Origin of the sequence: Sphingopyxis sp. H073, assembly GCF_001468395.1 — a bacterium.
Taxonomy (GTDB): Bacteria; Pseudomonadota; Alphaproteobacteria; order Sphingomonadales; family Sphingomonadaceae; genus Sphingopyxis.
Genome location: NZ_LNSG01000003.1, coordinates 303,761 through 330,046, shown reverse-complemented (window position 1 = coordinate 330,046; position 26,286 = coordinate 303,761). Strand labels below are relative to the sequence as shown.

General features: G+C 64.5%; 22 protein-coding genes. 15 read left to right on the top strand and 7 right to left on the bottom strand.

Going from position 1 to position 26,286, the window contains the following annotated elements:
* The first annotated feature begins 7 nt into the window (after nt 1–7).
* The 4 genes from ATE64_RS07035 (at nt 8) to ATE64_RS07020 (ending at nt 5,752) form a co-directional block, all read left to right on the top strand.
* Nucleotides 8–802 carry an SDR family oxidoreductase gene (locus ATE64_RS07035; RefSeq protein ID WP_058454024.1) on the top strand — a complete coding sequence of 265 codons (795 nt, stop codon included), beginning with the start codon at nt 8–10 and terminating at the stop codon, nt 800–802.
* Between the two features lie 10 nt (nt 803–812).
* Entirely contained in the window at nt 813–1,832 is a 1,020-nt protein-coding gene (locus ATE64_RS07030) for a DUF2889 domain-containing protein (protein WP_058454023.1), read from the top strand.
* Between the two features lie 119 nt (nt 1,833–1,951).
* Entirely contained in the window at nt 1,952–4,420 is a 2,469-nt protein-coding gene (locus ATE64_RS07025) for a TonB-dependent receptor (RefSeq protein WP_058454022.1), read from the top strand.
* Between the two features lie 81 nt (nt 4,421–4,501).
* Nucleotides 4,502–5,752 (top strand): MFS transporter, encoded by a 1,251-nt coding sequence (locus tag ATE64_RS07020; RefSeq protein ID WP_058454021.1) that lies wholly within the window; start codon nt 4,502–4,504, stop codon nt 5,750–5,752.
* Between the two features lie 35 nt (nt 5,753–5,787).
* Here ATE64_RS07020 and ATE64_RS07015 read toward each other — a convergent pair whose 3' ends face one another.
* Nucleotides 5,788–6,903 (bottom strand): amidohydrolase family protein, encoded by a 1,116-nt coding sequence (locus ATE64_RS07015; protein WP_058454020.1) that lies wholly within the window; start codon nt 6,901–6,903, stop codon nt 5,788–5,790.
* A gap of 130 nt (nt 6,904–7,033) precedes the next feature.
* Here ATE64_RS07015 and ATE64_RS07010 point away from each other — a divergent pair, with 130 nt between their 5' ends.
* The 7 genes from ATE64_RS07010 to ATE64_RS06980 all read left to right on the top strand — a co-directional run bounded on the left by ATE64_RS07010 (nt 7,034) and on the right by ATE64_RS06980 (nt 15,133).
* Nucleotides 7,034–7,744, top strand: coding sequence for an FCD domain-containing protein (locus ATE64_RS07010; RefSeq protein ID WP_058454019.1), 711 nt, complete (start codon nt 7,034–7,036; stop codon nt 7,742–7,744).
* Nucleotides 7,741–8,967, top strand: coding sequence for an alpha/beta fold hydrolase (locus tag ATE64_RS07005; protein WP_058454018.1), 1,227 nt, complete (start codon nt 7,741–7,743; stop codon nt 8,965–8,967). Before ATE64_RS07010 ends, ATE64_RS07005 begins: the two co-directional genes overlap by 4 nt.
* Nucleotides 8,968–9,034: 67 nt before the next feature.
* Nucleotides 9,035–10,252 carry a hypothetical protein gene (locus ATE64_RS07000; protein ID WP_058454017.1) on the top strand — a complete coding sequence of 406 codons (1,218 nt, stop codon included), beginning with the start codon at nt 9,035–9,037 and terminating at the stop codon, nt 10,250–10,252.
* Nucleotides 10,253–10,257: 5 nt separating this feature from the next.
* A complete protein-coding gene (locus tag ATE64_RS06995) occupies nt 10,258–10,686 on the top strand; it encodes an OB-fold domain-containing protein (protein WP_058454016.1) in 429 nt (142 codons plus the stop codon).
* 3 nt (nt 10,687–10,689) lie between these two features.
* Complete coding sequence (locus ATE64_RS06990) at nt 10,690–12,897, top strand: CoA transferase (RefSeq protein ID WP_058454015.1); 2,208 nt, start codon at nt 10,690–10,692, stop codon at nt 12,895–12,897.
* Nucleotides 12,897–14,270 (top strand): phosphotransferase family protein, encoded by a 1,374-nt coding sequence (locus ATE64_RS06985; protein WP_058454014.1) that lies wholly within the window; start codon nt 12,897–12,899, stop codon nt 14,268–14,270. The genes ATE64_RS06990 and ATE64_RS06985 overlap by 1 nt, the downstream gene beginning before the upstream one ends.
* Nucleotides 14,271–14,305: 35 nt before the next feature.
* On the top strand, nt 14,306–15,133 hold the full coding sequence (locus ATE64_RS06980; RefSeq protein WP_058454013.1) for a coniferyl-alcohol dehydrogenase: 828 nt from the start codon (nt 14,306–14,308) through the stop codon (nt 15,131–15,133).
* Nucleotides 15,134–15,278: 145 nt separating this feature from the next.
* On the opposite strand, the gene ATE64_RS06975 is transcribed toward ATE64_RS06980, so the two are convergent.
* A complete protein-coding gene (locus ATE64_RS06975) occupies nt 15,279–15,935 on the bottom strand; it encodes a TetR family transcriptional regulator (protein ID WP_058454012.1) in 657 nt (218 codons plus the stop codon).
* A 118-nt stretch (nt 15,936–16,053) separates the two neighbouring features.
* Here ATE64_RS06975 and ATE64_RS06970 point away from each other — a divergent pair, with 118 nt between their 5' ends.
* Genes ATE64_RS06970 through ATE64_RS06955 form a run of 4 tightly spaced genes read left to right on the top strand, consistent with a single transcriptional unit; the run spans nt 16,054 to nt 19,796 of the window.
* Nucleotides 16,054–16,836: an SDR family NAD(P)-dependent oxidoreductase gene (locus tag ATE64_RS06970; RefSeq protein WP_058454011.1), complete on the top strand. Its 783-nt coding sequence runs from the start codon at nt 16,054–16,056 to the stop codon at nt 16,834–16,836.
* A 1-nt stretch (nt 16,837) separates the two neighbouring features.
* Complete coding sequence (locus tag ATE64_RS06965) at nt 16,838–18,238, top strand: MFS transporter (RefSeq protein ID WP_058454010.1); 1,401 nt, start codon at nt 16,838–16,840, stop codon at nt 18,236–18,238.
* Nucleotides 18,235–18,630: a Zn-ribbon domain-containing OB-fold protein gene (locus ATE64_RS06960; RefSeq protein WP_058454009.1), complete on the top strand. Its 396-nt coding sequence runs from the start codon at nt 18,235–18,237 to the stop codon at nt 18,628–18,630. Before ATE64_RS06965 ends, ATE64_RS06960 begins: the two co-directional genes overlap by 4 nt.
* Nucleotides 18,627–19,796, top strand: a complete 1,170-nt coding sequence (locus tag ATE64_RS06955) for a thiolase family protein (RefSeq protein WP_058454008.1) — start codon at nt 18,627–18,629, stop codon at nt 19,794–19,796. The genes ATE64_RS06960 and ATE64_RS06955 overlap by 4 nt, the downstream gene beginning before the upstream one ends.
* Here ATE64_RS06955 and ATE64_RS06950 read toward each other — a convergent pair.
* The 5 genes from ATE64_RS06950 to ATE64_RS06930 are packed head-to-tail and all read right to left on the bottom strand — an operon-like array spanning nt 19,793 to nt 26,253.
* Complete coding sequence (locus ATE64_RS06950; protein ID WP_058454007.1) at nt 19,793–20,911, bottom strand: Gfo/Idh/MocA family oxidoreductase; 1,119 nt, start codon at nt 20,909–20,911, stop codon at nt 19,793–19,795. The genes ATE64_RS06955 and ATE64_RS06950 overlap by 4 nt on opposite strands.
* A gap of 14 nt (nt 20,912–20,925) precedes the next feature.
* A complete protein-coding gene (locus ATE64_RS06945; RefSeq protein ID WP_197410112.1) occupies nt 20,926–22,158 on the bottom strand; it encodes a CaiB/BaiF CoA-transferase family protein in 1,233 nt (410 codons plus the stop codon).
* Nucleotides 22,159–22,169: 11 nt separating this feature from the next.
* Nucleotides 22,170–23,645 (bottom strand): aldehyde dehydrogenase family protein, encoded by a 1,476-nt coding sequence (locus ATE64_RS06940; protein ID WP_058454006.1) that lies wholly within the window; start codon nt 23,643–23,645, stop codon nt 22,170–22,172.
* Between the two features lie 22 nt (nt 23,646–23,667).
* On the bottom strand, nt 23,668–24,936 hold the full coding sequence (locus ATE64_RS06935) for a cytochrome P450 (RefSeq protein ID WP_058454005.1): 1,269 nt from the start codon (nt 24,934–24,936) through the stop codon (nt 23,668–23,670).
* A 3-nt stretch (nt 24,937–24,939) separates the two neighbouring features.
* Nucleotides 24,940–26,253 carry an amidohydrolase family protein gene (locus tag ATE64_RS06930; protein ID WP_058454004.1) on the bottom strand — a complete coding sequence of 438 codons (1,314 nt, stop codon included), beginning with the start codon at nt 26,251–26,253 and terminating at the stop codon, nt 24,940–24,942.
* Nucleotides 26,254–26,286 lie beyond the last annotated feature (33 nt).

Genomic DNA, 26,286 nt, shown 5'->3' with positions numbered 1-26,286 from the left:
CAAGGGCATGAAACTCGACAAGAATTTGTCTGCAGTCGTCACTGGCGGCGCCTCGGGCCTTGGCCGCGCTAGTGCCGAAGCGCTTGCGGGCGCGGGGCTGAAGGTCGCGATCTTCGACGTCAATGAAGAGGGCGGAAAAGCGGTCGCCGACGCGATCGGAGGGATTTTCTGCAAGGTCGATATCACCAGCGAGGACAGTGTCGTCGCGGGGTACGAGGCCGCGCGCGCCGCACACGGCCAGGAGCGGGTGCTCGTCCACTGCGCGCAAATATCGAAGGGCGGAAAGACCGTCCGTTACGACAAGGCGACGGGCGGCTATGTCCGCTACTCGACCGACGACTACGCCTTCTCCGCTCAGGGCATCCTGATCGCCAGCTACCGGCTGGCATCGCTGTCGGCGCTCGGCATGGCGAATGCCGAGCCGCTGAACGACGATGGCGAGCGCGGCGCGATCATCCTCACGGCGTCGGCCGCTGCGCAGGATGCGCAGATCGGGCAGGTCGGCTATGGCTCGCTCAAGGCTGGGGTCAACGGGCTCGTCCTGCCGCTGGCGCGCGATCTGATGGACCTTGGCATCCGCGTCAATTCGATCATGCCCGGCATTTTTGCGACGCCGCCGATGCTTGCGGTCAAGGATCGCGCGCCGGCTGTTTTCGAAGGTTTGGCGGCTTCGGTGCCGTTCCCCAAGCGCCTCGGCCATCCCGAAGAGTTCGGTTCGCTGGTGCTGGAGCTTGTCCGTAATGGCTATTTCAACGGCCAGAATCTGCGGCTCGATGGCGCCATCCGTATGCCGCCCAAATAGGATCAAGGTCTTGAACGCTCCCCAGCAATTTCCCTTTGCCCGGCAGTCGGCGGGCCCGGCGCCCGCGCGTCGGCCAGGCTCGATCCGGCGCACGACTTCGATCGACTCCGACTGGCCCGATGGCTTCGGCCAGGCGTGGATCATGGCCGGGCGCGCTCGCGATCTACTGACCTCTTTCAAGGGCGAAGCGGTGGAACTCGCCCGCGGCGACTTTCGCATCCGGACGTCACCGATCCGCGAGATACTCGAAATATCGGCCACGCCCGATCACCCGCGGCTTCAGGAAATGGTCGGGGTGCGCGCAGGCGGCGCCAGCCGCCACGCGCTCGCGGCGACGCTGGGCGACATCCGCGGCACGCCCACCTTTCAGCTCCTCGATGATTTCGCTGGCGCCAGCCTCGTCGCGGGTTGGATATGGTCGCGCTGGATCGACGACTGGCAGGCGGCGATGCGCAGCAAGGGCACGCAATCGACCGCCGGGAACAAGGGACGGATGCTCAACATCTGCACAGGCTTCACCGAAGGCGCGAGTTCGTTGTCGGAAGGTGGTGGGGTCGACCATGAGCATCAATCATCGACCGAAGTCGGTCCGCTCGCCAACCCGAACGATCCGGCCGGCTGGCACACCATGCCTGAACAGGTCGCCCGCCCCCTGGCACGACGCGCGCGCCGCATCGACATCTGGCGCGCGGAAGGCGTGCTAAAGGTCGACGCGGGCTTTCAGGACAGCGGGCCCAATCCGGAGGGGACGCGGACCGCGATCCACGAGTATCGGGTCTATGCGGAGATCGACGAAGCGAGCGAAACCCTGCTTTCGCTTCAGGCCTTGCCGCTGATCCTGCCGTTTCGCGAATGCCCCGGTGCCTCGATGAAGGCGGCGCGGATGGTCGGCCAGAATGTCCCGGAATTTCGGCAGGCGGTTCTCGATACGCTCGCCGGCACGCTCGGCTGCACCCATCTCAACGATGTCCTGCGCGCCCTTGCCGACGTGCCGGCCCTCGCACGATTATTACCCAAAGCGCCGGATTGAAGGGAAAAATCTTACGATTTCCGCAACGGAAAGCGCAATTCACTTGTCTATCTTGTTAGACCTAGTTATACAACTGACGTAGCGAGGACATATGAAGCCTCGCGGGGAGGATGTTGACCATGAATTTCAAGCAGAAGCGCGATTCGTTCCGGATGCTCACCGCGGTCTCGCTGACGGCCATTGCCTTGTCATCGACACCCGCGTTCGCGCAAACCACCCCGCCGCCGCCGGCAGAGAACGAAACCGTCGGTCTCGAAGACATCATTGTCCAGGCGCGCAAGGTGAACGAAAATCTGCAGGATGTTCCCGTTGCGGTGACCGCCTTTACTGGCGAGAGCCTTGAAGCTCAGGGCGTTATCCGTGTCCAGGACATCGCGAACTTCACCCCGGGGCTTTATATCCGCTCGGGGTCGAACAGCCCCGCTGGCATCACCGTTGCGCTCCGCGGCCAATTTCAGAACGACACGCTTGCGACGCTCGACCCCTCGGTCGGCACCTATGTGGACGGCGTTTACTGGGCGCGCGCCTATGGCCTCAACACGACCCTGCTCGATATCAGCTCGGTCCAGGTGCTCAAAGGTCCGCAAGGTACCTTGTTCGGGCGCAACACCACGGGCGGCGCGATGCTGATCAACTCCAACGACCCGCGGCTCGGCGAATTCAGCGGCAAACTGTCCGCAACCTACGGACGCTTCAACGAGTTCGAGCCGACGGCGGTCGTCAACATCCCGATCGGGGACAAGGTCGCGATCCGCCTTGCGGGCAAGCGATTTAGCCGCGACGGTTATACGACGAACAGCGTTCCGGCAAACACGGCCAGCGCGGTGACTGCGGTCACCACCGCCGTCGCGCGGCGCCCGGTCGGCGGCAATCTCGACGGTCTCAAGCTCGACAACCGCGACCGCTGGCAGGCGCGCGGCAAGTTGCTCATCCAGCCGACCGACAACCTCAGCCTCCTGTTTTCGGGCGAATATTTCAAGATGGACGAGGCTGCGCCGAGCCGCAATCTCGTTTATACGACGCGGGCGTTCAGCGGCGCCAATTCTACCTACAATACCGCCGCCACCAGCGGAACATTCGTCGGCATATTGAACGGCAATCCGCCGGCTAGCGCGACGGCGCCCGGCCTGGCGATTCTCGCAACGGAAGCGGCGCGGCTTGCGGCGGGGGGGCGGATCACCGCCAACAACGAGATTCCCTATGTCTACGCCAAGACGCAGACCTATAATTTTACCGGTGCGCTCGACACCAGCTTCGGTCAGGCGAAACTGATCGCTAGCTATCGCAAGGTCAGCGCCAACGCCGGCTTCGATCTCGACGGTTCGGCCTACCCGATCCACTTCACCGAAAGTCAGCAGGAGCTGAAGCAGCAATCGGCGGAACTCCAGTTCACCGGCAAGATGTTCGGCGATGCCGTCGACTTTGCAGCGGGCGCGTTCGCCTTCCATGAAAGCGGCTTTGACCAGTCGATTTCGATCACGGTCCCGGTCCTCAATCCGGTGACGTCGCATTTCTGGGGGTATATCGATAACGACAGCATCGGCATGTATGGCCAGGCGACCTGGCATCTCAACGACAAGCTGTCGTTCACCGGCGGCCTGCGCTATTCGGTCGACGACAAGGGTCTCGAAACGCGCAGCAACAATTTCAACCGCACCAGCGGGTTGACGACCTGCGCGGTGGTTGCCGGCGTTCCGGCATTCAGTGCCGGCGAGATCGTCGATCCGGTCCAGTGCGCCTTCAAGCGCCGCGACAGCTTCGGCGGATGGTCCTATACGGCCAGCGTCGATTACAAGCTCAACGACGATATCCTTGTCTACGCCAAAACCGCCAAGGGTTTCCGGTCGGGGGGGCAGAATCTCCGCGCGCCGAATACGGCTGCGTTCATCCCCTTCGCACCCGAAGTGGCCTACTCTTACGAAGTCGGTTTCAAGGGCGAGTTTCTCGACAATCGCGTGCGGTTGAACGTCGCGGCCTATACGAGCGACGTGAACGACATTCAGCGTTCGACGCTGGTGTCCGTCCCACCCGTGCCCCCGGCGACCGTTCCCGGCACCGCGACGCTGCTCGGCAACGCGGGCAAGGCTCGCATTCGCGGTCTCGAGGCCGAACTGACCGCCGTGCTGTTCGAAGGCTTTACCGTCCAGGCGTCCGGCGCGCTGGTCGATCCGAAATATGTCCGCTATTCGGATCTGACCGGCGACCGCTCGTTCGAACGGTTCAGCGGCGTGTTCAAGAAGCAATATTCGCTCGCCGCGGACTATACCACGCCGGTCGGCAGCCGCGCGCGGGTCAACCTTCACGTCGATTATTCGTGGCGCAGCAAGGTGCCGCTCGACATCTACAACTATGCGCCCAATCCCGACAATAACGCGATCATCGCTGCGACCACCGGGCCGGCGCTCGGCCTGCTCGGCGCGCGCGCCTCGGTCGAGTTTCTCGACCGGTTCGAGATCGGCGTGTTTGCGCGCAATATCACCAACGAGCGCGAATATGTTCAAAACCAGCTGGTTGCGCCGGTCGGATATATTTCGGCGACCTACAACGAACCGCGCACTTATGGCGTGACCGCCAGCGTCGAATTCTAGGACCACAGGGCGCTCCTCGGAGCAATGGGGAGGGGACGGCCTGGCCGGACCCTCCCTCTTTTTTTCCGGGAAAGGAAAAATATGACGTCGGAAGCCTCCAGTCGCCGTGGTCTGACGCTTGGGCTGCTCGTGATCGTTGCGATCCTTAGCTATGTCGATCGTCAGGTCTTCACGCTCTTCCAGGACGACATCAAGCTGGAGCTCGGCCTCGATGACGGCCAGCTCGGATTGCTCACCGGCATCGCCTTTGCCGCCTTCTACGCGATCGCTGCCTTTCCGATCGCGCGCTACGCCGACCGCGGCGACCGGCGGCTCGTGATCGCGGTTTGCGTGTCGATCTGGAGCCTCGCGACTGCGTTGTCCGGATTTGCCCATAGTTTCTGGCAAATGCTCCTCGCGCGCATCGGCCTTGCCGCGGCGGAGGCGGGCGCTGGCCCCGCCGGCATGTCGCTGCTTACCGATATCTTCCCCAAGGATCGCCGCACGACGGTCATCTCGGTCATGCTTGCCGCCAACGCCGTCGGCCTCTCGGGTGGGCTCGCGCTCGCGGGCTGGCTTTCGCAATGGTATGATTGGCGCACGGTCTTCCTGATCGTCGGTCTGCCCGGCATCGGCGTCGGCCTGCTGGTCTATCTGCTCGCCGCCGAACCGCGCCGCCGCGGTATTGTGGGGCCTGCGCTACCGCCGCAGACGAGCCTCGGCGAGGTGCTGCGCACGATGGCGTCGAACCCTTCGCTGCGCTGGGTCGGGCTTTTGCTCTGCATGGTCCCGCTCACCGGTTTCGCCTTCATCCTGTGGGGCGCGTCCTTCTTTCAGCGCGTACACGGGCTGGACAAGACCGAGACCGGCTTCTGGCTCGGTGGCGCGATGGCCGCGGGACTGGTGATTGGCAATCTCGTCGCGGGCTGGGTCAGCGACAAATATGGCCAGGCGAACCCGCGCTTCAACGGCTGGTTCGCCGGCATCGGCTTGCTGATCTCTTTTCCCTTCGGCGTCGGTTTCGCGTTGACCAGCAACGCCTGGCTGGCGCTCGCCTGCTTCGTCGTTGTGAAGTTCATGATGACGCTGCACCTCGGGCCGATCATCGCGCTCTGCTTTGCACAGGTGCCGGTTCAGATGCGCGCGATGATGTCGGCGACGATCAACATGTTCATCGGGCTTGCCGGGGTCGGCCTCGGCGGTACGGTGGCGGGTTATCTCAGCAAGGCGTTCACGCCGGCTTATGGCGATCTGTCGCTTCAGCCGGCGCTGGCGATCCTGTCGGGGTGCCTGCTGGTCGGCGGAGTTGCAGCGATCATGGCGGGCAGGACGGCGAGGCCGATCGAAGGGTGAGCGGATTCCCCTCCCGCAGGCGGGAGGGAGAAGCCTCAGGCCGCGATCTTCTCGCTCGTGGCGACCTCGGGCGTGATCCCGAACAGCCGCGCGGCGTTCAATCCCAATATGTTGCGGCGCACCTCTTCGCTGACGTCCAGCCCTTCGAACAGTTCGTCGACGATGCGGCGGCTGATCGGGAACGTGCCCTCGGCGTGCGGATAGTCCGAACCCCAAATGATATTCTTCGCGCCGGGCAGGCCGGCGGCGGCGGACGTGATGCAGGCGCGGTCGTGCTGGAAACTCGCCCAGACCTGGTCATCGACGATCTGGCTCGGAGCGCGGCTCAGCTTCGGAAAGACGAAATTGGCATGCGCGACCGACACCTCGTCCATGCGCTCCGCGAGCGCGACGAGCCAGCTAGCGCCGCTTTCGATAAAGGCGACCCGCGCCCCGGGATTGCGGTCGAGCACCCCGCCCGACACCAGATACATCGCGGTCTGCTGCGCGTCGGTCATCTGGTTGGTATAGTTGATGATGCCCGCGCCCGGACCCCGTTCGATCACGACGGTTTCAAGCCCGGTACCGGTGTGCATGACGAACACGATCCCCAGCTTTGCCGCCTTGGCAAAAACCGGATCCCACGCCTCGCTGTTATATTTGGGCAGGTTCGGCGGTGACACCGCCGGTAACATCGCGGCGGTGAAACCCTTCGACGCCAGATAGTCGAGTTCGGCGAGCGTGTTCGAAAAGTCGAGCACGGGCAACATGCCGCAACGCACGAAACGATTGGCATGGCCGCCGAGGAAGCTGTCGTTCCAGTCGTTATAGAGGCGCGCCGATGCCGCTTCGGCATCGGCATTGTCGAGGCAATAGAGCCAGAGACCAAGCGAGGGGAAGCAGATTTCGCTGTCGATCCCTTCCAGCTCCATATCTTCGAGCCGGCCGGAAATCTCGCGAATGCCCCTGCGCTCGTTGTCCCCCAGCGCCTTTTCGCGGTGTTGGCCGACGCGCAGGCGATAGATGATCTTATCCTTGGTGCCGGTGATCAGATATTCGCCTTCCTTGCGGGCGTGGATCGCATGATCCTTCAGCGACGCGGGCAGGCCTTCCAGGAAAATATCGGCCGGTTCCATGATGTGGCTGTCGGCGCTGAACACAAAGGGTTTCATGGCAGTCATCCTCTCGACTCGGGTGGTCCGATCTCGCTTAATAACTACCTAGTTATACAAGTTGGAGCAAGTAGATTCTGGACATAGGCCGATTTATCCCATAAATAGATACCTGTTAAGGGAGATGTTGATGCAGACCGCTGGCGCTAACGAAACGCTCGCAAGCCGCACCGCGCGCGCGCTGGCAGGCTTGAGCCTTGCCGCCAATCCCGGCGATTACCTTGGCGCCGAGGACGAGCTGCTCGGACGCTTCGGGGTCAGTCGGCCGACCCTCCGCCAGGCGGCCAAGATGGTCGAACGCGACCGGCTGATCAGCATCCGGCGCGGGACCAAGGGGGGGTATTTCGCCGAGCGCCCCGACGCCCGCGACGCGATCCAGTCGCTCGCGCGCTTTTTGCGCATGCGCGGCGCGAACCTTGGCGATGTCATCCAGGTGACGCGCCCGGTGTCGGAGGAGGCCGCGGTCGCAGCCGCGCGCCTGCGGACGCCCGAGGATGCCGAACGGATGCAGGATTTCCTGGACCGGATCGACGGCCATGACACCGCGCGCGAACTGATCGTTGCCGAGGTCGAGCTGGCGCGGATGATCGCGCGGATGAGCGGCAATCCCGTCGTCGAACTGGTGATGGAGATCGGCTACAGCTTTGGCCTCGATGAGCGCGGCAGCGATCTCTACGCCGACGCCGATCGGCGCGAACGCACGCGCGCGATGCAACGCAGCCTGTGTCAGGCGATCATCGACGGCGACGCCGATATCGCGCGCCTGATGATGCGGCGTCGGTCGGAGCAATTCGATATTTGGCTGAACCTGGGCGAAGCCATGCAGGAGGCCAAGGCATGAGCGTCGTTGAATATCGCGGTTTCGCCGGCGTGCGGCTCGAGGCGGAGGTGATCGGGGCAGACGAAGATCCGTCGGTGCTGCTGATCCACGGCGCAGGACAAACCCGCCGCGTTTGGGACAGCATAGCCAACGCGCTGCAACAGGCCGGGCGCCGCGTCATCAGCCTCGATCTGCGTGGCCACGGCGGCAGCGAGTGGCCCGAGGACGGCCGCTATGATTTCGAGGCGATGGTCGAAGATTTGCGCGCGGTGCTCGCGCAGCTCGGCACGCGTCCGGTGGTCGTCGCCTCGACGCTTGGCGGATGGATCGCAGCCGCGGCACTGGAGCGCGATGCGGCGATGCTCGCGGCCGGATTGGTGCTCGTCGACCTCCCGCTCAACGTCGATCCCGCCGTATCGCAAAAGATCGGCGCGCGGCTCCGCGACGTCGCGGCGCTCGCGCCGGGCCAGGCCCAGTGGGACATCCGGATGCTGGGTGCCTTTGACGCCGCAGCGATGACCGAGCGGCTCGCCGGCGTCGCCGAGCATATCGCGCTCCCGACGCTCTATGTTCGCGGCGCAATGAGCGAGATCGTGTCGCGTAGGGACGCAGAAGCGTTCGTCGACAGGCTTCCCGATGGCGAGCTCGTCGAAGTGGAGGACGCGGCGCTCGTCGTGACCGATGACCGGGTCGATGCGCTCGGCGGCCATCTGATCGATTTTCTCGAGCGCCGCGCGCCGCGCGGCTCGCCCGAATATCGCGCCGGCTCCGACGCGCGGACCTTCCGCGACGCGCTCGGCTGTTTTGCGACCGGGGTCACCGTCGTCACCGCGTTCTGCCCCGACGGCCGTCCGATCGGGCTGACGGCGAACAGCTTCACTTCGGTGTCGCTCGACCCGCCGCTGCTGCTCGTCTGCATCGCCAACAATGCGGGCAGCGCGCCATTTCTGCGCGAGGCCGAACGCTTCGCGGTGAACGTGCTCCAGATCGGCCAGCAGCCGACATCGAACCGCTTCGCGGGGAAGGGAGAGGATCGCTTCGCCGCGACCCCGTGGGAGGTAGGGGAATTCGGCACGCCGGTGCTGACCGGATCGCTGAGCAGCTTTGAGTGCGTGCGCGACGCGGTACACGACGGCGGCGACCATTTCCTGCTCGTCGGCCGTGTCGTCAAAGCGATTTTCGAACCCCGCCGCGATCCCTTGCTCTACTTCCGCGGAAAATATCGGAAACTCCATTTCGCTTGACGGCTGGACAAGCGGTGCTCGGCATCATATTGAACCTAGTTAGATAACTGGGAATCGGGAGAGAAGCATGGCCTGGGCCAATCAGGACAAGTGCGCGATCGTCGGAATCGGGGCGACCGATTATTATGTCCGCGGCAAAAGCTGGCCGCGCACGATCAACGACATGGCGGCCGAGGCGATCATGAACGCGTGCGCCGATGCGGGGATCAGCCACAAGCAGATCGATGGCTTTTCCTATTATTCGACCGCGGGCGCGGGCTATCTCGACAAGTTCGATACCGCTTCCCTCATGGAAACGCTCGGAATGCCGCACATCAGCTGGTCGGCGACGCTGACCAGCGGCGGCGGCGGCTGCCCCGGCGCGATCGGCCTCGCCACCGCGGGGCTGATGAACGAGGATTGCACCTATACGGTGACGCTGATGGCGTTGCAGCAATTACCGCAGCACCGCCTCGGCGTCGTGTTCGGTTCGGCTGCGCCCAATCCCGAAAACAGCTTCCTCCAGCCCTCGGGCCTTGTCGGCCCCGGCCATCTGATGTCTGTGCTCGCACGCCGTCACATGCACCTCTATGGCACGACGCAGGATGCATTCGGCGAGGTCGTGATGGCGACGCGCGCCAACACCCACAACCGGCCGAAGGCGGTACGCAAGGAGCCGCTGACCAAGGAACAATATGACGCCTCGGTGATGCTCGCCGATCCGCTCCGGCGGCTCGACTTTTGTCTTGAGACCGACGGCGCCGTCGCGGTGATTACGACGACGATGGACCGCGCGAAGGACTGCCGCCACAAGCCGGCGGTCGTCCACGCCGCGGCGCATGGCGGCCAGCGCGAATGGGGCCGCGCCTTTGCCTGGATGGGAATGCCAGACCCGCATTTTGCCAGCTCGGGCCACAAATTCACCGCCGATCGCGTCTGGGCGCAATCGGGCCTTTCGGCCAAGGATATGGACGTCGCGCTGATCTACGATCATTTCAGCCCGATGGTGCTGATGCAGCTCGAGGATTACGGCTTTTGCGAAAAGGGCGAGGGCAATGACTATGTCCTCTCCGGCAAGCTGCGCTACGATCCGGCCACCGGCAAGGGCGTCAATGGCGGCACCCCGGTGAACACCCACGGCGGCAACCTCAACGAGGCCTATATCATCGGCATGACGCATATCGTCGAGGGGGTCGAACAGGTGCGCGGCACCGCGATCAACCAGGTCAAGGACGCCGAATTCGCGCTCGTCTCGGGCGGCCCGGCGTCGCTTCCCGTCTCCAGCCTCATCCTGCGCAAGGACTGACCCATATGACCTACGGCCCTGCCCGCGCGCTTCCCGGCGACCAGATCCGCATCACCACCAACCCCGATACCGAACCCTTCTGGCAGGCGGCGAAGGAGCGCAAGCTCACTGCGTGCAAATGCGGCGACTGCGGCCATTTCCGCATGCCGCCGACCGCGGTCTGCCCCGAATGCGGCAGCCGCGCCAAGGAATGGCCCACGCTCCCCGGTACCGGCACCGTCTTCAGCTACGCGATCTGCAACAAGAACCCCAAGAATGGCGAGGACTATGTCTATGTCCCCGTCGTCGTCGACCTCGACGGCGCGCCGGGCACCCGCCTCAACGCCAACGTCTCTGGCTGCGATGCCGAGGATGTCCATATCGGGATGAAGGTAACCGTCGACTGGACCCCGATCCAGGACGACTGGGTGCTCCCCAACTTCAAGAAGGCCTGAGCGATGCTTGGCGACCTTCGCATCGTCGAGATCGGCGAGGGGATGGCGGTCCAGGTCGCGGGGCTGATGCTCGCCGAGCTCGGCGCCGATGTCCTGAAAGTCGAGCGCCCCGGCGGCGATCCCGCCCGCGGCACCGCGCCCTTCGCCAACTGGAATCGCGGCAAGCGCAGCCTCGTCCTCGACCTCGACACCACCGAAGGCCTTGCCGGCCTGACCGACCGCCTCGCCGGCGCAGACGTCCTCCTCCACCAGTTCACGCCGAAACAGGCAGAGGCGTTGGGTCTCGACGACGCGTCACTCGCAGCGTCTTTCCCGCGCCTCGTCACCTGCGGCATCACCGGCAGCCCGCACGACCACCCCGACGTCGAGCGCGGCGCCGACGACCTGCTCGTCGCCGCGCGCGTCGGCGCGCTCTACGAGAACGACGGCTACCGCGGCGGCCCCATCGTCTATCGCTATCGCCAGGGCAGCTGGGCGGCGGCGCACCTTGCGGCATCGGGCATCCTCGCGCGGCTCGTCATGCGGCTTCAATCGGGGCAGGGCGGCGCCGCGCATACCTCGCTGTTCCAGGGTTTCCTCTCGACGCTGCCGCTCGTCTGGGCGCGCAACAGCGAAGGGCCGATGCCCAATCCGCCGACCTATGCCCCCGACGTGCCCCGCGCGATGGCGCAGCAGCTGTTCCAATGCCAGGACGGCGACTGGCTCCAGATCATGGACCCGACGCGCCAGTTTGATTATGCCACAATGCCGACGATGTGGGAGGTGATGGCCGAGACCGACGTCGATCTCGAAACCCCCGAAGGCGTCGAGGACGCCTTCCGCCGCCGCCCGCGAGATCGCTGGATCGCCGACATGCGCGCCGCCGATATCGCGGTCGAACCCGCCTATCCCATGGGCGAAGTCCTGCGCCATCCGGAGGTAGAGGCGAACGGCTTCGTGATCGAAGTCGACGACCCCGATCTGGGCAAGACGCGCCAGCCGAACGTCCCCTTCCACACCGACGCCGACCTGCCGCAGGGTCGCCCCGCGCCGCGTCTCGGCGAGGGTGGCGACGCGGACTGGACCCCGCCCCCCGCAGCGACCGGCAACGGCGCCGCGCCCGCCGAAATCCTCGAAGGCGTCCGCGTCCTCGACCTCGGCATGTTCCTCGCCGGCCCGATGGGGCCGTCGATGATGGGCGACATGGGTGCCAATGTGATCAAGGTGGAGGCGCTGACCGGCGACCGTATCCGTTTCATGCACCGCTATTATCAGGCCGCGGCCCGCTCGAAACGCAGCCTCGCGCTCGACCTGACGAAGCCCGAAGCGCAGCCGATCCTCGAACGGCTGATCCGGTGGGCCGAAGTCGTGCATCACAATATGCGCTTCAAGGGCGCTGCGAAACTTGGCCTCAGCGAAGAGGGCATCCGCAAATACAACCCCGACGTCGCATTCAACTATGTCAGCGCCTACGGCCAGCGTGGCTCGCGCGGCAACTGGCCGGGCTATGACTCGATCTTCAACGCCATCGCCGGCTGGGAATTCGAGAATGCCGGCGAGGGGAACAAGCCCGTCTTCAACCGCCCCGGCACGATGGACGTCACCTCGGCGCAAAGCTGCCTCATCGAGATCATGGCGTCACTCTACGCAAAGCGCGCGGGGGGCAGGGGGCACACGACCCACACGTCGCTCCTCGGCGTCGCCGCGTTCACGCAAGGCGAGCGGCTGATCGGGCCCGACGGGAACCTTACCGAAACCTATCATCTGACCAGCGACCAGACGGGCTTCTCGCCGTACCACCGCATTTATGAATGCGCCGACGGCCAGTGGGTCGCGGTCGCCGCGCACAAGCCTGAACAACAAGCCGCCTTGCGCAATCTGCTCGGCGATGAAGCGCAGTTCGAGGCTGCCGCAAAAGGCCGAACCGCCGCCGACCTCCTCGCCGCGCTCGAAGCCGCCGGCGTTCCCGGCGACATCGTCAATTTCGAGGATGCAATGAACCGCTTCTTCGACGATCCGCAGAACCGCGACCTGAATCTCGTTTCGCTCCTGCCGCAGCCCCTTTACGGCATCGTCGAACAGCCGGGCGCCTTCTGGCATTTCGGCGATGTGCCGATCGTCTTCAAGCGTTGCGCGCCCGCGGTCGGCCAGCATAGCGACGAAATTTTGCGCGAAATCGGCTATTCGGACGCCGAGATCGCGGGTTTCCGCGAAGCGAAAATCGTCGGCTGATGGCGCCAGCCGACCTCCTTCCCGAAGGCCTTGCCGCCGCAGTCGAGCAGGCAAGCGGCGCACGCGTGACCGCCGTCCGCCCGCGCGGCGGCGGCGGCGCATCGCGCGACGGCGCCGAACTCGACCTTGCCTGGCCCGACGGGCGCACCGCGAGCGCCTATATGAATTACGACGTGCACAAGGCGGGGGCGGGCGACGATGCGGCCTTCCTGCGCGAAGCGGCGGTGCTGCGCGCGCTCTCGGGACCTCTCGCGGGCGCGGGCGTCCGCGTCGCTCCCTATTTCGCGTCGGTTGCCGACCAGCGCGCGCTCGTGTGCGGCATGGTATCGGGTAACGACCGTTTTGGCGGCATCGCCGACGCGGGCCAGCGCAGCGCACTCGCGCGCGATTTCATGGGCCAGCTCGCGGCGCTCCACCGCATCGATGTGGTCGAAACCCCGGTCGCGGGCATGGGTCCGGTCGAACCCGCCGAAGCCTTCATCAAGCGGCGCCTCGCTGCGCTGCGCGCCGCGAACAGCGGAAAGGTGTGGGACCCGCTGATCCACCTGTCGCTGAACTGGCTCGAGGCGAATATTCCCGCCGACATGCCCGCGCCGGTGATCGTCCATGGCGACGCCGGGCCGGGAAATTTCCTTTTCGAGGGCGAGCGGGTGACCGCGCTGCTCGACTGGGAACTCGTTCACTACGGCGACCCGATGGCCGACCTCGCGATGCTCTGCCTGCGCATGTTGTTCCAAGGTTTCGTCCCGCTTCCGGAAGCGTTCGCGGCCTATGAAGCGGCGGGCGGGCACAAGGTCGATCTGGCGCGAGTACGCTACTGGCGGCTTCTCTTTCAGACGGGCTTCGCGCGGCGCTCGCGCTACGACGATCCGGACGCGCCGCCGCCGCCCAATCTCGGCATGAACCTCGTCTATTCGACGATCCATCGGCGCGTGCTGTCGGAGGCGCTGGCGGAAGCGGCGGGAATTGATCTGCCGCCGGTCGCACTGCCCGAAGCGCCGGTCGGCGCGCACGACCGCAGTTTCGCTATCGCGCTTGCCGACATCCGCGACAGCATCGTGCCGCGCATTTCCGACCAGCAGGCGGCGGTAAAGGCCAAGGGCATGGCGCGCCTGATCAAATGGTGGCGCGCGATCGAGCGTTTCGAGCCGGGATTCCATGCGGCGGAAAAACGGGAGATCGAGGCGGCGCTGGGTCTTGATTTTGCCAGCCATGCTGCCGCCTGGTCCGCGTTCCGCGACGAAGTGGCGGGCGATCGGATCGCCACGGAGCGCGCGATCATCCTCTGCAACGCGCATGAAACGCGCGATGCGGCGCTGTTGGCCGACGCGATGGGCGGGCTTGCCGGCACGAAATTTGCGCCGCTGGAATAATGGTTTCTCGGGAAAGATCAGGAAGGTCTGGGTCAATGGCTAGGGATATTTTGGGCTATAAGGGCAAGCGCGTCGTCGTCATGGGCTGCTTCTCGGGAACCGGCGAAGCCGCGGCCCGCTTGCTGGTCGATCTCGGTGCCGAAGTGCATGGCGCCGACATCAAAGCCTCCCCCGTGAACCTTGCCAGTTTCACCGAAGTCGACCTTAAAAAGCCCGACGCCATCGCCGCCGGGATCTCCAGCATCGGCGGCAAGATCGACGCCGTGTTCAACGTCTCGGGTCTGCCGCAGACCTTCCCCGGCGAGGATGTCGTCACCGTCAACTTTCTGGGCATCCGCGCGTGGACCGAGGGCTGGATTCCGCACCTCAATCCCGGCGCCGCGATCGTCAGCGTTTCGTCGCTTGCCGGCATGGGCTATCTGGCGCGGCAGCCGTTGCTGCGTGAATTTATGGGCATCACCGACTTTGCCGAAGCGCGGCAGTGGTACGCCGACCGCGCCGCCGACCTTGGCGATCCGTACACGCTGTCGAAAGAGCTCATCAACACATGGACGCAGGTCAGCGCGCCCGACCTGATCGGCCGCGACATCCGCATCAATTGCACGATGCCCAGTCCGATCGATACGCCCATGCTTGGCGAATTCCGCAAGATTGCGGGGGACGCGGTGCTCGGCGCATTCGCCAAGGCGAAGGGGCGTTATTCGACCCCCGAGGAACAGGCGTTGCCGCTGATCCTGCTCAACAGCGACGCGGCGCGCTTTGTCAGCGGGGTCTGCCTGCCGGTGGATGCTGGCCTCGCCGGGGGACTCGCCACCGGCGTGCTCAACATCCAGCAAATGATTGCGGAAGCGTCCGCGGCATGACGAATCCTCCCTGTCGCGAAGCGATGGGGAAGGGGGCGCTCGCGCAGCGAGTGGTGGAGGGGCTGCTACGCTGCGCTATCGCCCCTCGGTCAGCGCTCCGCGCTGCCACCTCCCCAAGCCTCCGGCATAGGGAGGTTCACTACAGCTATTCCCGCGCGCCCAGCATCATCGCGATACTATGCGCCGCCGCGGCTTTGAGGTCGGCATAGCCGACCCCATCATCGTCGCGGCTCATCGGTCCGATGGCCGACAGGCGTTCGAGCATCATCAGCATCGTCCCCGCGCATGACCGTGGCGAAAGGTCGGCGGGAATGCGGCCCGCCGCCTGCGCGCGCTCGACCTGTTCGCTGATCGCGCCCATGATCGGCCGCGCCAGGTTCATGCGTGCCTCGTAAAAACGCGCGTCGCCCTCTTCGGCGGCCAGGTTGCGGACGACGAAGATCGTGCGGTTGCGGTTCCAGATTTCGGTGTAGTGATCGACGAACATCCGCGCGTCCGCCGCGGCCCCCGGTTTCAACCAGTCGCGTGCGATGATCGCTTCCAGTTCGGGCGAGGTCTGCGTCGCACTTTCGAGCGCCGCAAGAACGACCTCGGGCACGCCCTTGAAATAGACATAGAAAGTGGCCGGCGAGGTTTGCGCGGCGCGCGCCACGTCGACCACCGACACGTCGCGCAGCCCATGCGTTTCGAGCAGCGCGACCGTCGCGTCGATCAGCTGCTGCCGCGTGCGCTGCCCCTTGGCGCCCAGCTTGCGGCGAATCGCTTCGGGCGCGTCCTGATCCACCAGCGCCTGTTCGGTCATCGAAATCCGGTCCTGCCCCTGTTTTTCATGCCCAATCCTAACAGCAGGCTTGCGATATGGCAAAAAATTGACGTATCGTCAAAAATGATAAGAAACAGACGGAAATCGGGGATTCGGGATGGAGAGGCTGGCGGGCAAGGTCGCGGTAGTGACCGGCGCATCGAAAGGGATGGGGCGGCATTTCGTCGCCGCTTTGGTCGGAGCAGGAATGCGCGTGGCCTGCCTTGCCCGCCCATCGGACGAACTGGCGTCGCTCACCGAGGAATTTGGTGAAGCCGTGCTCGCGCTGCCCTGCGACGTCACCGCCTCGGACGCCGTCGATGCCGCGGTCGCGCAGACTGTCGAACATTTTGGTCGCATCGATGTCGTCGTCGCCAACGCCGCCGTCTATCACCCCTTCGCTTTCGAGCATGGCAGCGACGACATCGTCCGCAGTCATGTCGACATCAACATCCTCGGCGTCGCGTGGCTGATCCGCGCCAGCATCCCGCACCTGCGCGCCAGCAAGGGGCAGATCGTCGCGATCAGCAGTGAATCGGTCCGCATGCCGTTTCCGATGCTAGCGCTCTACGCCGCCACCAAAGCTGCGGTCGAAACGCTGTGCCAGGGGCTGCGCGATGAACTGCGCGCCGACGATATCCGCGTCACCATATTGCGCTCGGGATCGGTCAAGGGCGGTTCGGGCGGCAAGGCCTGGTCGCAGGAGACGGTCGAGGCCTTCTACAAGAAGATCGTTGAAACCGGCCATGCCGCGATGACCGGCGAATCGGCCGCGCCCGAATCGATGGCCGAGGCGCTGCTCGCCGTCATCGGACTTCCCGCCGACATCGGGATCGACCTTGTCGAGGTGCGCGCGGCGCAGGTCGGGGTGCCCGACGGGGCGAAACAGGCCGCCGACTAGGGTGGAGGGGCGCCGCAACCTTCCGCTGCTGATCGGCGCGCTCTGGATTGCCGAGGTCACCGGTTCGTTCGAGACCGCGATGATCCTCGCAGCACTGAAGAGGCTGATTCAGGATTTCGGCAATCCCGCGATGGTCGGCTGGCTGATCACCGGCTACCTCATCGTCGGCGCCGCGATTGCGGCGGTGGTGGGCCGGATCGGCGACATGTTCGGGCGGCGCCGGACGCTGATCGTTGTCCTTGCGATCGGCGCGGTCGGTTCGCTGATCAGTGCGCTCTCGACCAATTTTCCGGTGCTGCTCGCCGGCCGCTTGATGCAGGGGGTTACCGGCGCCATCCTGCCGCTCTGCATCGGACTCGTGCACGAAAATATGGCCAAGGACCGCGCCCCCATGGCGATCGGGCTGATGATTTCGGGTGCGTCGATCGGCACCGCGGCGGGGCTTGTCATCGGCGGCATGGTCGTCGACCAGTTCAGCTGGCACGGCATTTTCTTCACCAGCGCGGGCCTCTGCATCACCGCTGCGCTCGCGCTGCTCGCCTTCGTTCCGGTATCGCCGCGCCGCCTTTCGGGACCACCCGTCGACTGGTTCTCGGGGCTTGCGTTCGCGCCAGGGGTTGCGCTGATCCTCGTCTATTTCAGCACCGGAAAGGATTGGGGATGGGGAGATCCTTGGTCGCTCGCCGCGCTCGTCGCCGGTATCGCGCTCGTCGCCTGGTGGGTGCAACGCAGCCTCGCCAGCCCCAATCCGTTGATCGCGATCCGCAGTTTCGGCAACCGCACGATTGCCGTCGGCGGCGCCGTCACCGCGCTCGTTTCGATGAGCACGCTGCAGATTACCGTTTTCTTCTCGTTGCTGCTTCAGGCGCCGGCATGGACCGTTGCCGGGCTTGGCTTCTCGGCGACCGTGGCCGGGCTCGCCAAATTGCCATCTAACCTCAGTTCGGCCTTTGCAGGACCGCTCGGCGGCTGGCTCGCCGGACGGGGAGGGGGACGCTTCGCGATCGTCGTGGGCGGGCTGGTCACAACCGTCGGCTGGCTCCTCTATTTCATTCTCGACGTGAACAGCTTTGCGGTTGTTGTCGCCCAGCTTATCGTCATCAGCTTCGGCGCGACGATGCTCTTTTCGGTCGCCCCGACGATCATCGCACAGGCGTCGCCGCCGGAGCGGATCAGCGAGATTTCGGGGATGCTCACCGTCATTCGCCAGCTGTTTCTGGGCATCGGCGCGCAGATGGTGACGATCTTGCTCGCGGTCGATGTCGTCCGCCGCGGCGACGAAACCTATCCCTCGCCCTTCGCCTACGACCTCACCGTCGTCGTTATCGTCGCGCTGTGCATTGCGGCGATCCTCGTCGCCTTTGCGCTGCCGCGCAACATCCAGCCGCAGGAACAACCATGAGACCGCTCCCCGAACTCACCCCCGAAAACACCGCCTTCTGGACCGGCGGCGCCGAGGGCAAGCTGATGATCGCCTTCTGCGCCGACTGCCGGCACGCGATCCACCCGCCGCAGCTGATCTGCCCCAAATGCTGGAGCGACAAGGTCGAAAGCCGCGCCGTCCCCGGCACCGGCACCGTCTACACCTATACCGTCAACCATCAGCCATGGGCGCCCGGAATGGCGGTGCCCTTCGCGCTCGCGGTGGTCGATATCGATGGCGCCCCCGGCGTGCGCGTCACCGCCGAGGTGGTGAACGCCGACCCCGAAAGCGTAGCCATCGGCCAGACAATGAAAGTCGTTTTCCTCAACATCGACGACATATGGCTCCCCCGGTGGGAGCCCGCGCAATGACCCTCAACGCCGCGATCACCGGGGTCGGCATGTCCGACATCGGGCGCAAGACCGGACGCCCCGCGATGGTGCATCTCGCCGAGGCCGCGCGTCGCGCGCTCGAATGCGCGGGCCTGACGAAAGAGGATATCGACGGCATCTCGACCTATCCGGGCAAGGCGGACAACTCGCCCGGCATGTCGCCGCTCGGCACCGGCGAAGTCCGTAACGCGCTTGGCCTCAAGACCCGCTGGCATAGCGCCGTCCCCGATGGCCCGTCGCAGATGGCGCCGCTGATGGTGGCTGCAATGGCGGTTGCCACCGGGCAGGCGCGCCACGTGCTTTGCTTTCGCGCGCTTACCGAAAGCAGCTCGCAAACCGCGACCCAGCGCGCGAGCATTCCCGGCGCGGGGCGCGCGCGGCTCGGCGGCTGGTACAGCTATCTCGTTCCGGCGAATGCGATGTCGGCGTCGAACTGGGCGGGCTGGATGGCAACGCGCTATTTCCACGAGTTCGGCATGACCCGCGAGCATCTGGGCATGATCGCAACCGGCCAGCGCGCCTTTGCGCAGCATAACCCCACTGCCGTTATGCAATCGCCATTGACGATGGAGGATTATCTGGGCGCGCGGATGATCTCGTCGCCGCTCGGCCTGTTCGACTGCGACGTGCCGATCGACGGGGCGTGCGTGATCATCGTCTCGGCCGCTGACGCGGCAAAGGATTGCGCGCGCCCACCGCTGGCGATCGAGGCAATGGGCGCGGCGCTCGGCTCGCAGGAAAGCTGGGATCAACGCGCCGATCTCACCACGATGGGCGCCCATGACGCGGCCGCGGAGATGTGGAAGCGTACCGAAATGAGGCCTGCCGACGTCGATGTGCTCGCGCTTTACGACGGCTTCAGCATCTTCGTGCCCTATTGGCTCGAGGCCTTCGGTTTCTGCGGTCATGGTGAAGCGAAAGATTTCATAGCGGAGGGTAACATCGGTCCGGGAGGGCGTTTCCCGGTGAACACGGGCGGCGGCCAATTGTCGGGCGGACGGCTCCACGGATTTGGATTGCTGCACGAGGCTTGTACGCAGCTGTGGGGCCAAGCGGATGGGCGACAGGTGGAGGGCGCCAAGACCGCTGTGTGCGGCATGGGCGGCGGCTTCATCGCGGGTTCGATGCTGCTGCGGAGGGACTAGATGGCAAGGTCGATCCAGCGCCGCTCGCTCGCGGCCTGAGTGGCGGCTTCGACGATGGCATGCACATGGTACGCTTGGGCGAAATCCGGCGCGGCTCGACCTATACCGTTGATCGCATCGCGCATCGCCGCAAAGATCGACGCCAACGCGAGCAATCCGGTCTCGGGTCTGTCATGAATGGCGTGGCAGCCGGATATGTGCAGATATTCCGCCTCAATTTCGACTGGTTCCATCTTCGCGGTGCCCAGCGCTGGATCGCGCGTCCCCGATAGAATTGTGTCGTGCGCCATCGGGAACACCGGCGCGCGTGCTTCCAGCCGCCCCTTCGATCCCCAGACCGAAAAGCGAAATCCATCGCCGCCGATCTTCGACCAATTCGCCTCCAGCCGCGTCGGCAAACCCGACGCATGGCGCAGCAGCATCGAGGCGCGGTCGGGGACTTCTGGGCGAATGATTTCCCCCGCGAGCGGCCATTCTTTTAGCGCCAGCGACATATCCGAAGCGACCGATGCGACGGGCCCGAAGAAATGGACGAGGAGGCTCAGCATATGGCTGCCGAGGTTGCGTCCCGCGCTGGCGCCATTGGCGGCATCGGCGAACCAGACATAGCCCGGCACGTTGGTTTGTGCGGCGCTGAACAACGGCACTTCGAACGCGATATCGGCGCCGAAGACTTCGCCGATCCATCCCGCGTCGACCATCGCTTTCATTTGCACCATCGCGGGCACGGCCTGCATGAAGGCATCGACCACCGCTACAGTGCCCGCCTTATGCCACGCGTCGACCATGGTTTTTGCGTCGGCGAGATCCTTCGCAAATGGAATGCCGTTATAGACATGCTTGGCCGCGCCGAGCGCCGCCATCACCATGGCAAAGCGCAGCGGCGGCCGTGTCCCGCAATCGACGATATCGATTTCGGGGTCGGTCGCCATTTTGCGAAAGTCATGAAACGCGCGCGCGATGCCGAAGTCTGATGCCGCCTTGGCGGCCGTTTCGGGGCGCGAGGTACAGATCGCGGTGACTTCGATCCCGTCGAGGCTACGCCAGGCAGGCAGATGTGCTCTGGCGCCCCAAGCCGCGCCAATGATACCGACGCGAAGCGGAGGGACGGCCATGCCGCCTTTGCCCGTCAGGCGATCGCCTTTTTGTCCTTGAGATCCTCGATGCGGTCCCATTCGAGCCCCAATTCCATCAGGAACAGCTCGGTATGCTCCGATGCCTCGGGCGCGCGGGTATTTTGGACGCCGGCACGGTTGAACTGGACCGGGTTGGCGACGAGCCGGATCGGCGCACCCCCATCGGCGCTCTCGACCTCGAAGATCAGGTCGTTCGCCAGTACCTGCTCATCGCTCGAGACGTCATGCACGGACTGGTACGCGGCCCATTGCCCCTTCATCGTCTTGAGATGCTGGATCCAATAGGCATAGGGCTGCGCCGCGATCGCTTGCTTGACCAGCGGATAGGCTTCGGTCGCATTCGCCATGATCGCCTCGGCAGTCGAAAAACGTTCGTCCTGCGCCGCCTCGGGGATACCGAGATGGCCGAAGACATCCTCGATATAAGGGCCGGGCGACAGCACGGTCAGGTTGATGAACTTGCCGTCGGATGTCTTGAACACCCCCATGAAGGGATTGGTGCCCACGGCTTGGCTGCCGCCGGGCATCTGGTTTTCGAACGGATCGGCGCCCAGTTCCATCGCGACATCGACCGAGCAGGCGGTCGCCCAAATGCCGGAAGACAGCAAAGACACATCGACTTCGGTCGCCTCGCCGGTGCGCTCGCGGTGGAACAGCGCCGCCGCAATGCCGCCCGCGATGTTCATGCCGCCGATGGTGTCGCCATAGGCCGGTCCCGGCTGAGTCAGCGGCCCGTCGAGCTCCTTCGGCGTCACCAGCACCGCCGAGCCGCCGCGCGCCCAATAGGCCGTGCTGTCGAAACCGCCCTTGTCGCGCTCGGGTCCCTTGTCGCCGAAGGCGCTGCCGCGGACATAGATGATGTCGGGGTTCGCCGCGCGGATATGCTCGATGTCGATCCCCAGCTTCTGCCGCGCCGAGGGGAGATAGTTGGTCAGGAAAACGTCAGCGGTCTTCGCGATCTCGTAGAGCAGTTCGCGGCCTTCCTCGGTTGAAATGTCGATCCCGACGCTGCGTTTCCCCCGGTTCGGATGTTGCATCAGCGACGAACGCTGCGGATTGACCGCAAGCCGCTGCAGCATCTGGATACCGCGCTGCGCATCGCCGCGCACCGGATGCTCGATCTTGATGACATCGGCGCCCCAGTCGGTCATCACGCCGCCCGCCGCGGGCACGAAGGTAAATTGCGCGACCTCGAGGACGCGGATGCCGGACATCACTTTGGTCATGCGCGTTCTCCCTATTCGGCGTGAAAGCCGATCACCTTTTGATAGGTGAATTCGTTGAGGCCATCCTCGCCATATTCGCGGCCATAGCCCGAGCGCTTGATCCCGCCGAACGGAGCGTCGGACTGCATCGTGCCGGCGCCGCCATTGATCGATACACCGCCGGTGCGCAGCTTCAGCGCCATGCGATAGGCTTCGCCTGCATCGGCCGAAAAAATCGCGCCCGACAGGCCGAAATCGCTGTCATTCGCCATCGCAATGGCTTCGGCATCGTCGTCGAAGCCGATAACCGCGCCGATCGGCCCGAACACTTCTTCTTGCGCCAGACGGCTATCGTTCTTCACATTGTCGAACAGCGTGGGCTCGTAATAGAAACCCTTTTCGAGCTCCTCGGGTCGTTTGCCGCCCGCAACGAGCGTCGCGCCTTCATCCTGCGCGATCGCGACATAATCCTCGGTGCGCTTGCGCGCAACTTCGCGGATCAGCGGACCGTAATTGACCGTCGGATCGGCCGGGTTGCCGATCTTGAGATGGCCGAGCATCGCTTGCATCGCCGCGACGAATTGCGGGCGGATGCTGTTGTGGACCAGGTGCCGTGTGGTGAGCGCGCAGCCTTGGCCGCCATGGGTGGTAAAGCCCATGATGCCCGCTGCCGCAGCCTTCTGGATATCGGCGTCGGCGCGGACGATCAGCGCCGATTTGCCGCCCAGCTCCATCACGATGCGCTTGAGCGTCGGCGCCGCCTGCGACTGGATCATTGACCCAACCTTGTCCGAACCCGTGAAATGGACGAGATCGACACGGGGGTCGGTTGTGAGCAGCTTGCCGGTTTCGATGTCACCGGTCACGATGCTCAGCACGCCTTTGGGTAGCCCAACCTCGTCGGCGATCTCGCCGAGGACCAGCGCCTCCATCGGCGTGTAGGGCGAAGGTTTCAGCACCACGGTACAGCCCACCGCAAGCGCGGGGATCACCTTGCCAATGTTGAGGAAGAAGGGGAAGTTGTACGGCGAAATCGCGGCGACGACGCCGACCGGTTCGCGGCTGACCACCCCGGTGCCCAGCGTCGTGCGGCCCTGCGCATTGGGGGTCAGCTCGACCGGTAGCGAGGACACCGCGGGACGCGAGGCGAGCTCGACCGTCCGCCGCGCATGCTTCATCGGAATGCCATATTGCAGGAACTCGGCGAGCATCCGCGTGGCTCCCGCCTCTGCGACGATCATATCGATAATCGCGGCCTTGCGCGCGTCGAGCGCATCGAGGAAGCGGTTCAATATCGCCTGCCGCTGGGACACAGGCATATAGGCCCAATCTCCCTGATCGAACGCCAGACGGGCCGCGCCGATCGCAGCATCGACCTGCGCCGCGCTGCCGACTGGGGCTTCGATCAACAGGCTCTCGTCGGCCGGATTGATCACCGCCTCGCGCTGGTCGGTCTTCTGCCATTCGCCGCCGACATAAATGGCGTCGTCATATTTCAAAAAGGCCATGCTTCTGTCCTTGTCAGGCGGTCTAGCTGTTCCAGACGATCGGCAGGTTGCGGATCGACAGCAGGCTGGGGACGACCGTCGTGTCGGTGCCCTCCTTGATACGGAATTCGTGCGGGATGCGGTCGAACCATTCGTCGAGCAACACGCGCAGCTCGCGCCGCGCAAGATGCGCGCCAAGGCAGATGTGGACCCCGCCCGCGAGCGTGAAATGGCGATTGTTCTTGCGGGCTGCGTCGAACTGGTGCGGGCAAGCGAACTGCGCGTCATCGAAATTGCCGGACGTGTTGAACACGCTGACCCAGTCCCCCGCCCTGATCTGGACACCGTGCCATTCGAAATCGCGCTTCACCTTGCGGCCCGAATTGACGAGCGGCTGGGTGCGCAAGAATTCCTCGACGGCCGAGTTGATCAGCGACTTGTCGCCCCGGATTTGTGCCTGCAAGCCGGGGTGCATCGCAAGGCGCCGGAACATCTGGCTGACGGTGGAGGCGACGGTGTCGAGCCCGCCGAGCCACAGGAACCAGGTCATGCCAATGATCTCGTCGTCGGTCAGCGGCTGGCCGTCGATCGACCCATTGGCGATATAGCTGCCGAGCGTATTGTCGGGAGCCGCCTGTTTTTCGGCGATGAAGTGACGCAGATAGGCGAGGATGCCGCGCACCGCCTCGGCCTTCTTCTCGATCGCCTCTTCGTGCAGGATATTCCATTCCCAATCGAGGAACTGATCGAACATCGAAAAGGGAAAGCCCATCAGGTCGAGGAAGACCTTTACGGGAAAGACCCGCCCGAAATCATAGGCGATGTCGACTTCGCCCTTGCCCGCGAATTCGTCGATCATCCCGCCGATGATTTCGCGGATGCGCGGTTCGCGTTCGTTCATCGCCACGGGGGTGAACCAGGGGTTCAGGAATTTGCGATAGCGGCCATGATCGGGCGGATCGATGCCGAGCGGGATCGAAGGGAAGTTTTCTCCTGCGAGCATCTGGAACTGCGCGACGCCTTCGGAGGAAAAGAGGTCATTGTCTTCATAGACGCGGCGGATGTCCTCATATCGCGTCACGACCCAGGCGCCATGGCGGTTGCCGCTGATCGGCCAAGGGTAATAATGAATGGGCGGGAAGGCCGCGTCGCGCACAATGTCCCCGGGGCGATACGGCTCCACAAGGTCGTTGGGCACGATCCCCGCGGCAAAGCGGGTGTCGAGTACCAGCTCGGGCGGCACATGCGCCGGCGCGGGCGGAGCATCGGCCCCGGCGCGCGCAACCGGGCAGCGTTCGGCGATCGTTGCCATCGATCAGGCCGAAGCAAACATGCGTTCGATGTCGCCCGACGTCACCGGACGCCGCGCCTGGCCGATCGCATCCATGCTGTCGGTCTTGAGCCCGCCCAGATTGTGCCTTGGGCTGACGTCGACGTCCTTGCCGAGTTCGCGCAAGTGCGCGACGGTGCAATTCTCGCGCCCGCCGTTCAGCGCGAAGGCGTCGAAGCTATATTCGCGCATCACATTGAGGTGCGTGATCTTGTCGATCGTTTCTTTGGGCAACCCATTGACCGATGCCCAGAGATATTCGGGAACATTGGGCCATACTGTATCCGAGTGCGGATAGTCGCACTCGTAGCAGACCATGTCCTCGTTCATATATTCGAGGTTCTTCACCCCGAACTGGTCGTCGATGAAGCAGCAGATGATGTGGCGCTTGAACAGGTCCGACGGACGCTCGCCGCCGAAATCGGTGAAGGTCCATTCGTGATGATGCTCGTGCGTGAAATCGGCGCGCTCGAGGAAATAGGGGATCCAGCCGATGCCGCCCTCGCTCAGCGCCATGCGTAGATCGGGGTAGCGCTGCCAGAATTTGGCGAAGGTCCAGTCGGCGGCCGAGTTGGCGATCGAGATCGGCATCGCGGTGATCCACGCATCGATCGGGCTTTCGGGCGAGGGATGCATCGCGCGCGCGCCGGTGCCGATATGGCAGTTGATCACCATCTTGTAGTCGCTGCACGCTTTCCAGAACGGCTCCCAATATTCGTTGTGAATGCTCGGCAGGCCGATGTTCGACGGATTGTCGGAGAAGCTGACGGCATGAACGCCCAGATCGCGCATCCGCTTCAGTTCGGCGAGCGTGTCGTCCATGCTCCACATCGGGATCAGGCACATCGGAATGAAGCGGCCGGGCGCGGCGGCGCACCATTCCTGGACATGCCAGTCGTTCCACGCGCGGCAGGCGAGCAGTGCCTCTTCGGGATCCTTCTGCGCCATGCCGACGAAGGTGCCACCGGCGAAACTGGGCATCGTCGGGAAGTTGAGCGACGCAAGCACGCCGTTCGCGTTCATGTCGTCGACGCGCAGCTTCGGATCATAGGTGCCGGGGCGCAGCTGCTCGAACGAGCTCGGCTCCATCCCATATTCGCTGCGCGGCCGGCCGACCACCGCGTTCAGCCCGATCGTCGGAAAGCGCTGGCCGTTCCACAGCCAGACGTCCTTGCCCTTGTCCTGGACGATGCGCGGCGCGCGATCTTTCTTGCCCTCGGGATAGTGGCGAATGAACGCCTCCGGCGGTTCGATCGCGTGATCGTCCACACTGATGATGACCATATCGTCCATCCGCATGGCGACTCTCCTCTTCCAGCTGATTTGTTGTTG

Coding starts and splice junctions, on each gene's coding strand:
- ATE64_RS06985 (WP_058454014.1), top strand. CDS start 12,897: ATGGCGCCAGCCGACCTCCTTCCCGAAGGCCTTGCCGCCGCAGTCGAG.
- ATE64_RS07035 (WP_058454024.1), top strand. CDS start 8: ATGAAACTCGACAAGAATTTGTCTGCAGTCGTCACTGGCGGCGCCTCG.
- ATE64_RS07000 (WP_058454017.1), top strand. CDS start 9,035: ATGGCCTGGGCCAATCAGGACAAGTGCGCGATCGTCGGAATCGGGGCG.
- ATE64_RS06950 (WP_058454007.1), bottom strand. CDS start 20,911: ATGGCCGTCCCTCCGCTTCGCGTCGGTATCATTGGCGCGGCTTGGGGC.
- ATE64_RS07020 (WP_058454021.1), top strand. CDS start 4,502: ATGACGTCGGAAGCCTCCAGTCGCCGTGGTCTGACGCTTGGGCTGCTC.
- ATE64_RS06945 (WP_197410112.1), bottom strand. CDS start 22,158: ATGACCAAAGTGATGTCCGGCATCCGCGTCCTCGAGGTCGCGCAATTT.
- ATE64_RS07025 (WP_058454022.1), top strand. CDS start 1,952: ATGAATTTCAAGCAGAAGCGCGATTCGTTCCGGATGCTCACCGCGGTC.
- ATE64_RS06995 (WP_058454016.1), top strand. CDS start 10,258: ATGACCTACGGCCCTGCCCGCGCGCTTCCCGGCGACCAGATCCGCATC.
- ATE64_RS06935 (WP_058454005.1), bottom strand. CDS start 24,936: ATGGCAACGATCGCCGAACGCTGCCCGGTTGCGCGCGCCGGGGCCGAT.
- ATE64_RS06990 (WP_058454015.1), top strand. CDS start 10,690: ATGCTTGGCGACCTTCGCATCGTCGAGATCGGCGAGGGGATGGCGGTC.
- ATE64_RS07015 (WP_058454020.1), bottom strand. CDS start 6,903: ATGAAACCCTTTGTGTTCAGCGCCGACAGCCACATCATGGAACCGGCC.
- ATE64_RS07010 (WP_058454019.1), top strand. CDS start 7,034: ATGCAGACCGCTGGCGCTAACGAAACGCTCGCAAGCCGCACCGCGCGC.
- ATE64_RS06960 (WP_058454009.1), top strand. CDS start 18,235: ATGAGACCGCTCCCCGAACTCACCCCCGAAAACACCGCCTTCTGGACC.
- ATE64_RS06955 (WP_058454008.1), top strand. CDS start 18,627: ATGACCCTCAACGCCGCGATCACCGGGGTCGGCATGTCCGACATCGGG.
- ATE64_RS06975 (WP_058454012.1), bottom strand. CDS start 15,935: ATGACCGAACAGGCGCTGGTGGATCAGGACGCGCCCGAAGCGATTCGC.
- ATE64_RS06980 (WP_058454013.1), top strand. CDS start 14,306: ATGGCTAGGGATATTTTGGGCTATAAGGGCAAGCGCGTCGTCGTCATG.
- ATE64_RS06970 (WP_058454011.1), top strand. CDS start 16,054: ATGGAGAGGCTGGCGGGCAAGGTCGCGGTAGTGACCGGCGCATCGAAA.
- ATE64_RS07005 (WP_058454018.1), top strand. CDS start 7,741: ATGAGCGTCGTTGAATATCGCGGTTTCGCCGGCGTGCGGCTCGAGGCG.
- ATE64_RS06930 (WP_058454004.1), bottom strand. CDS start 26,253: ATGCGGATGGACGATATGGTCATCATCAGTGTGGACGATCACGCGATC.
- ATE64_RS06940 (WP_058454006.1), bottom strand. CDS start 23,645: ATGGCCTTTTTGAAATATGACGACGCCATTTATGTCGGCGGCGAATGG.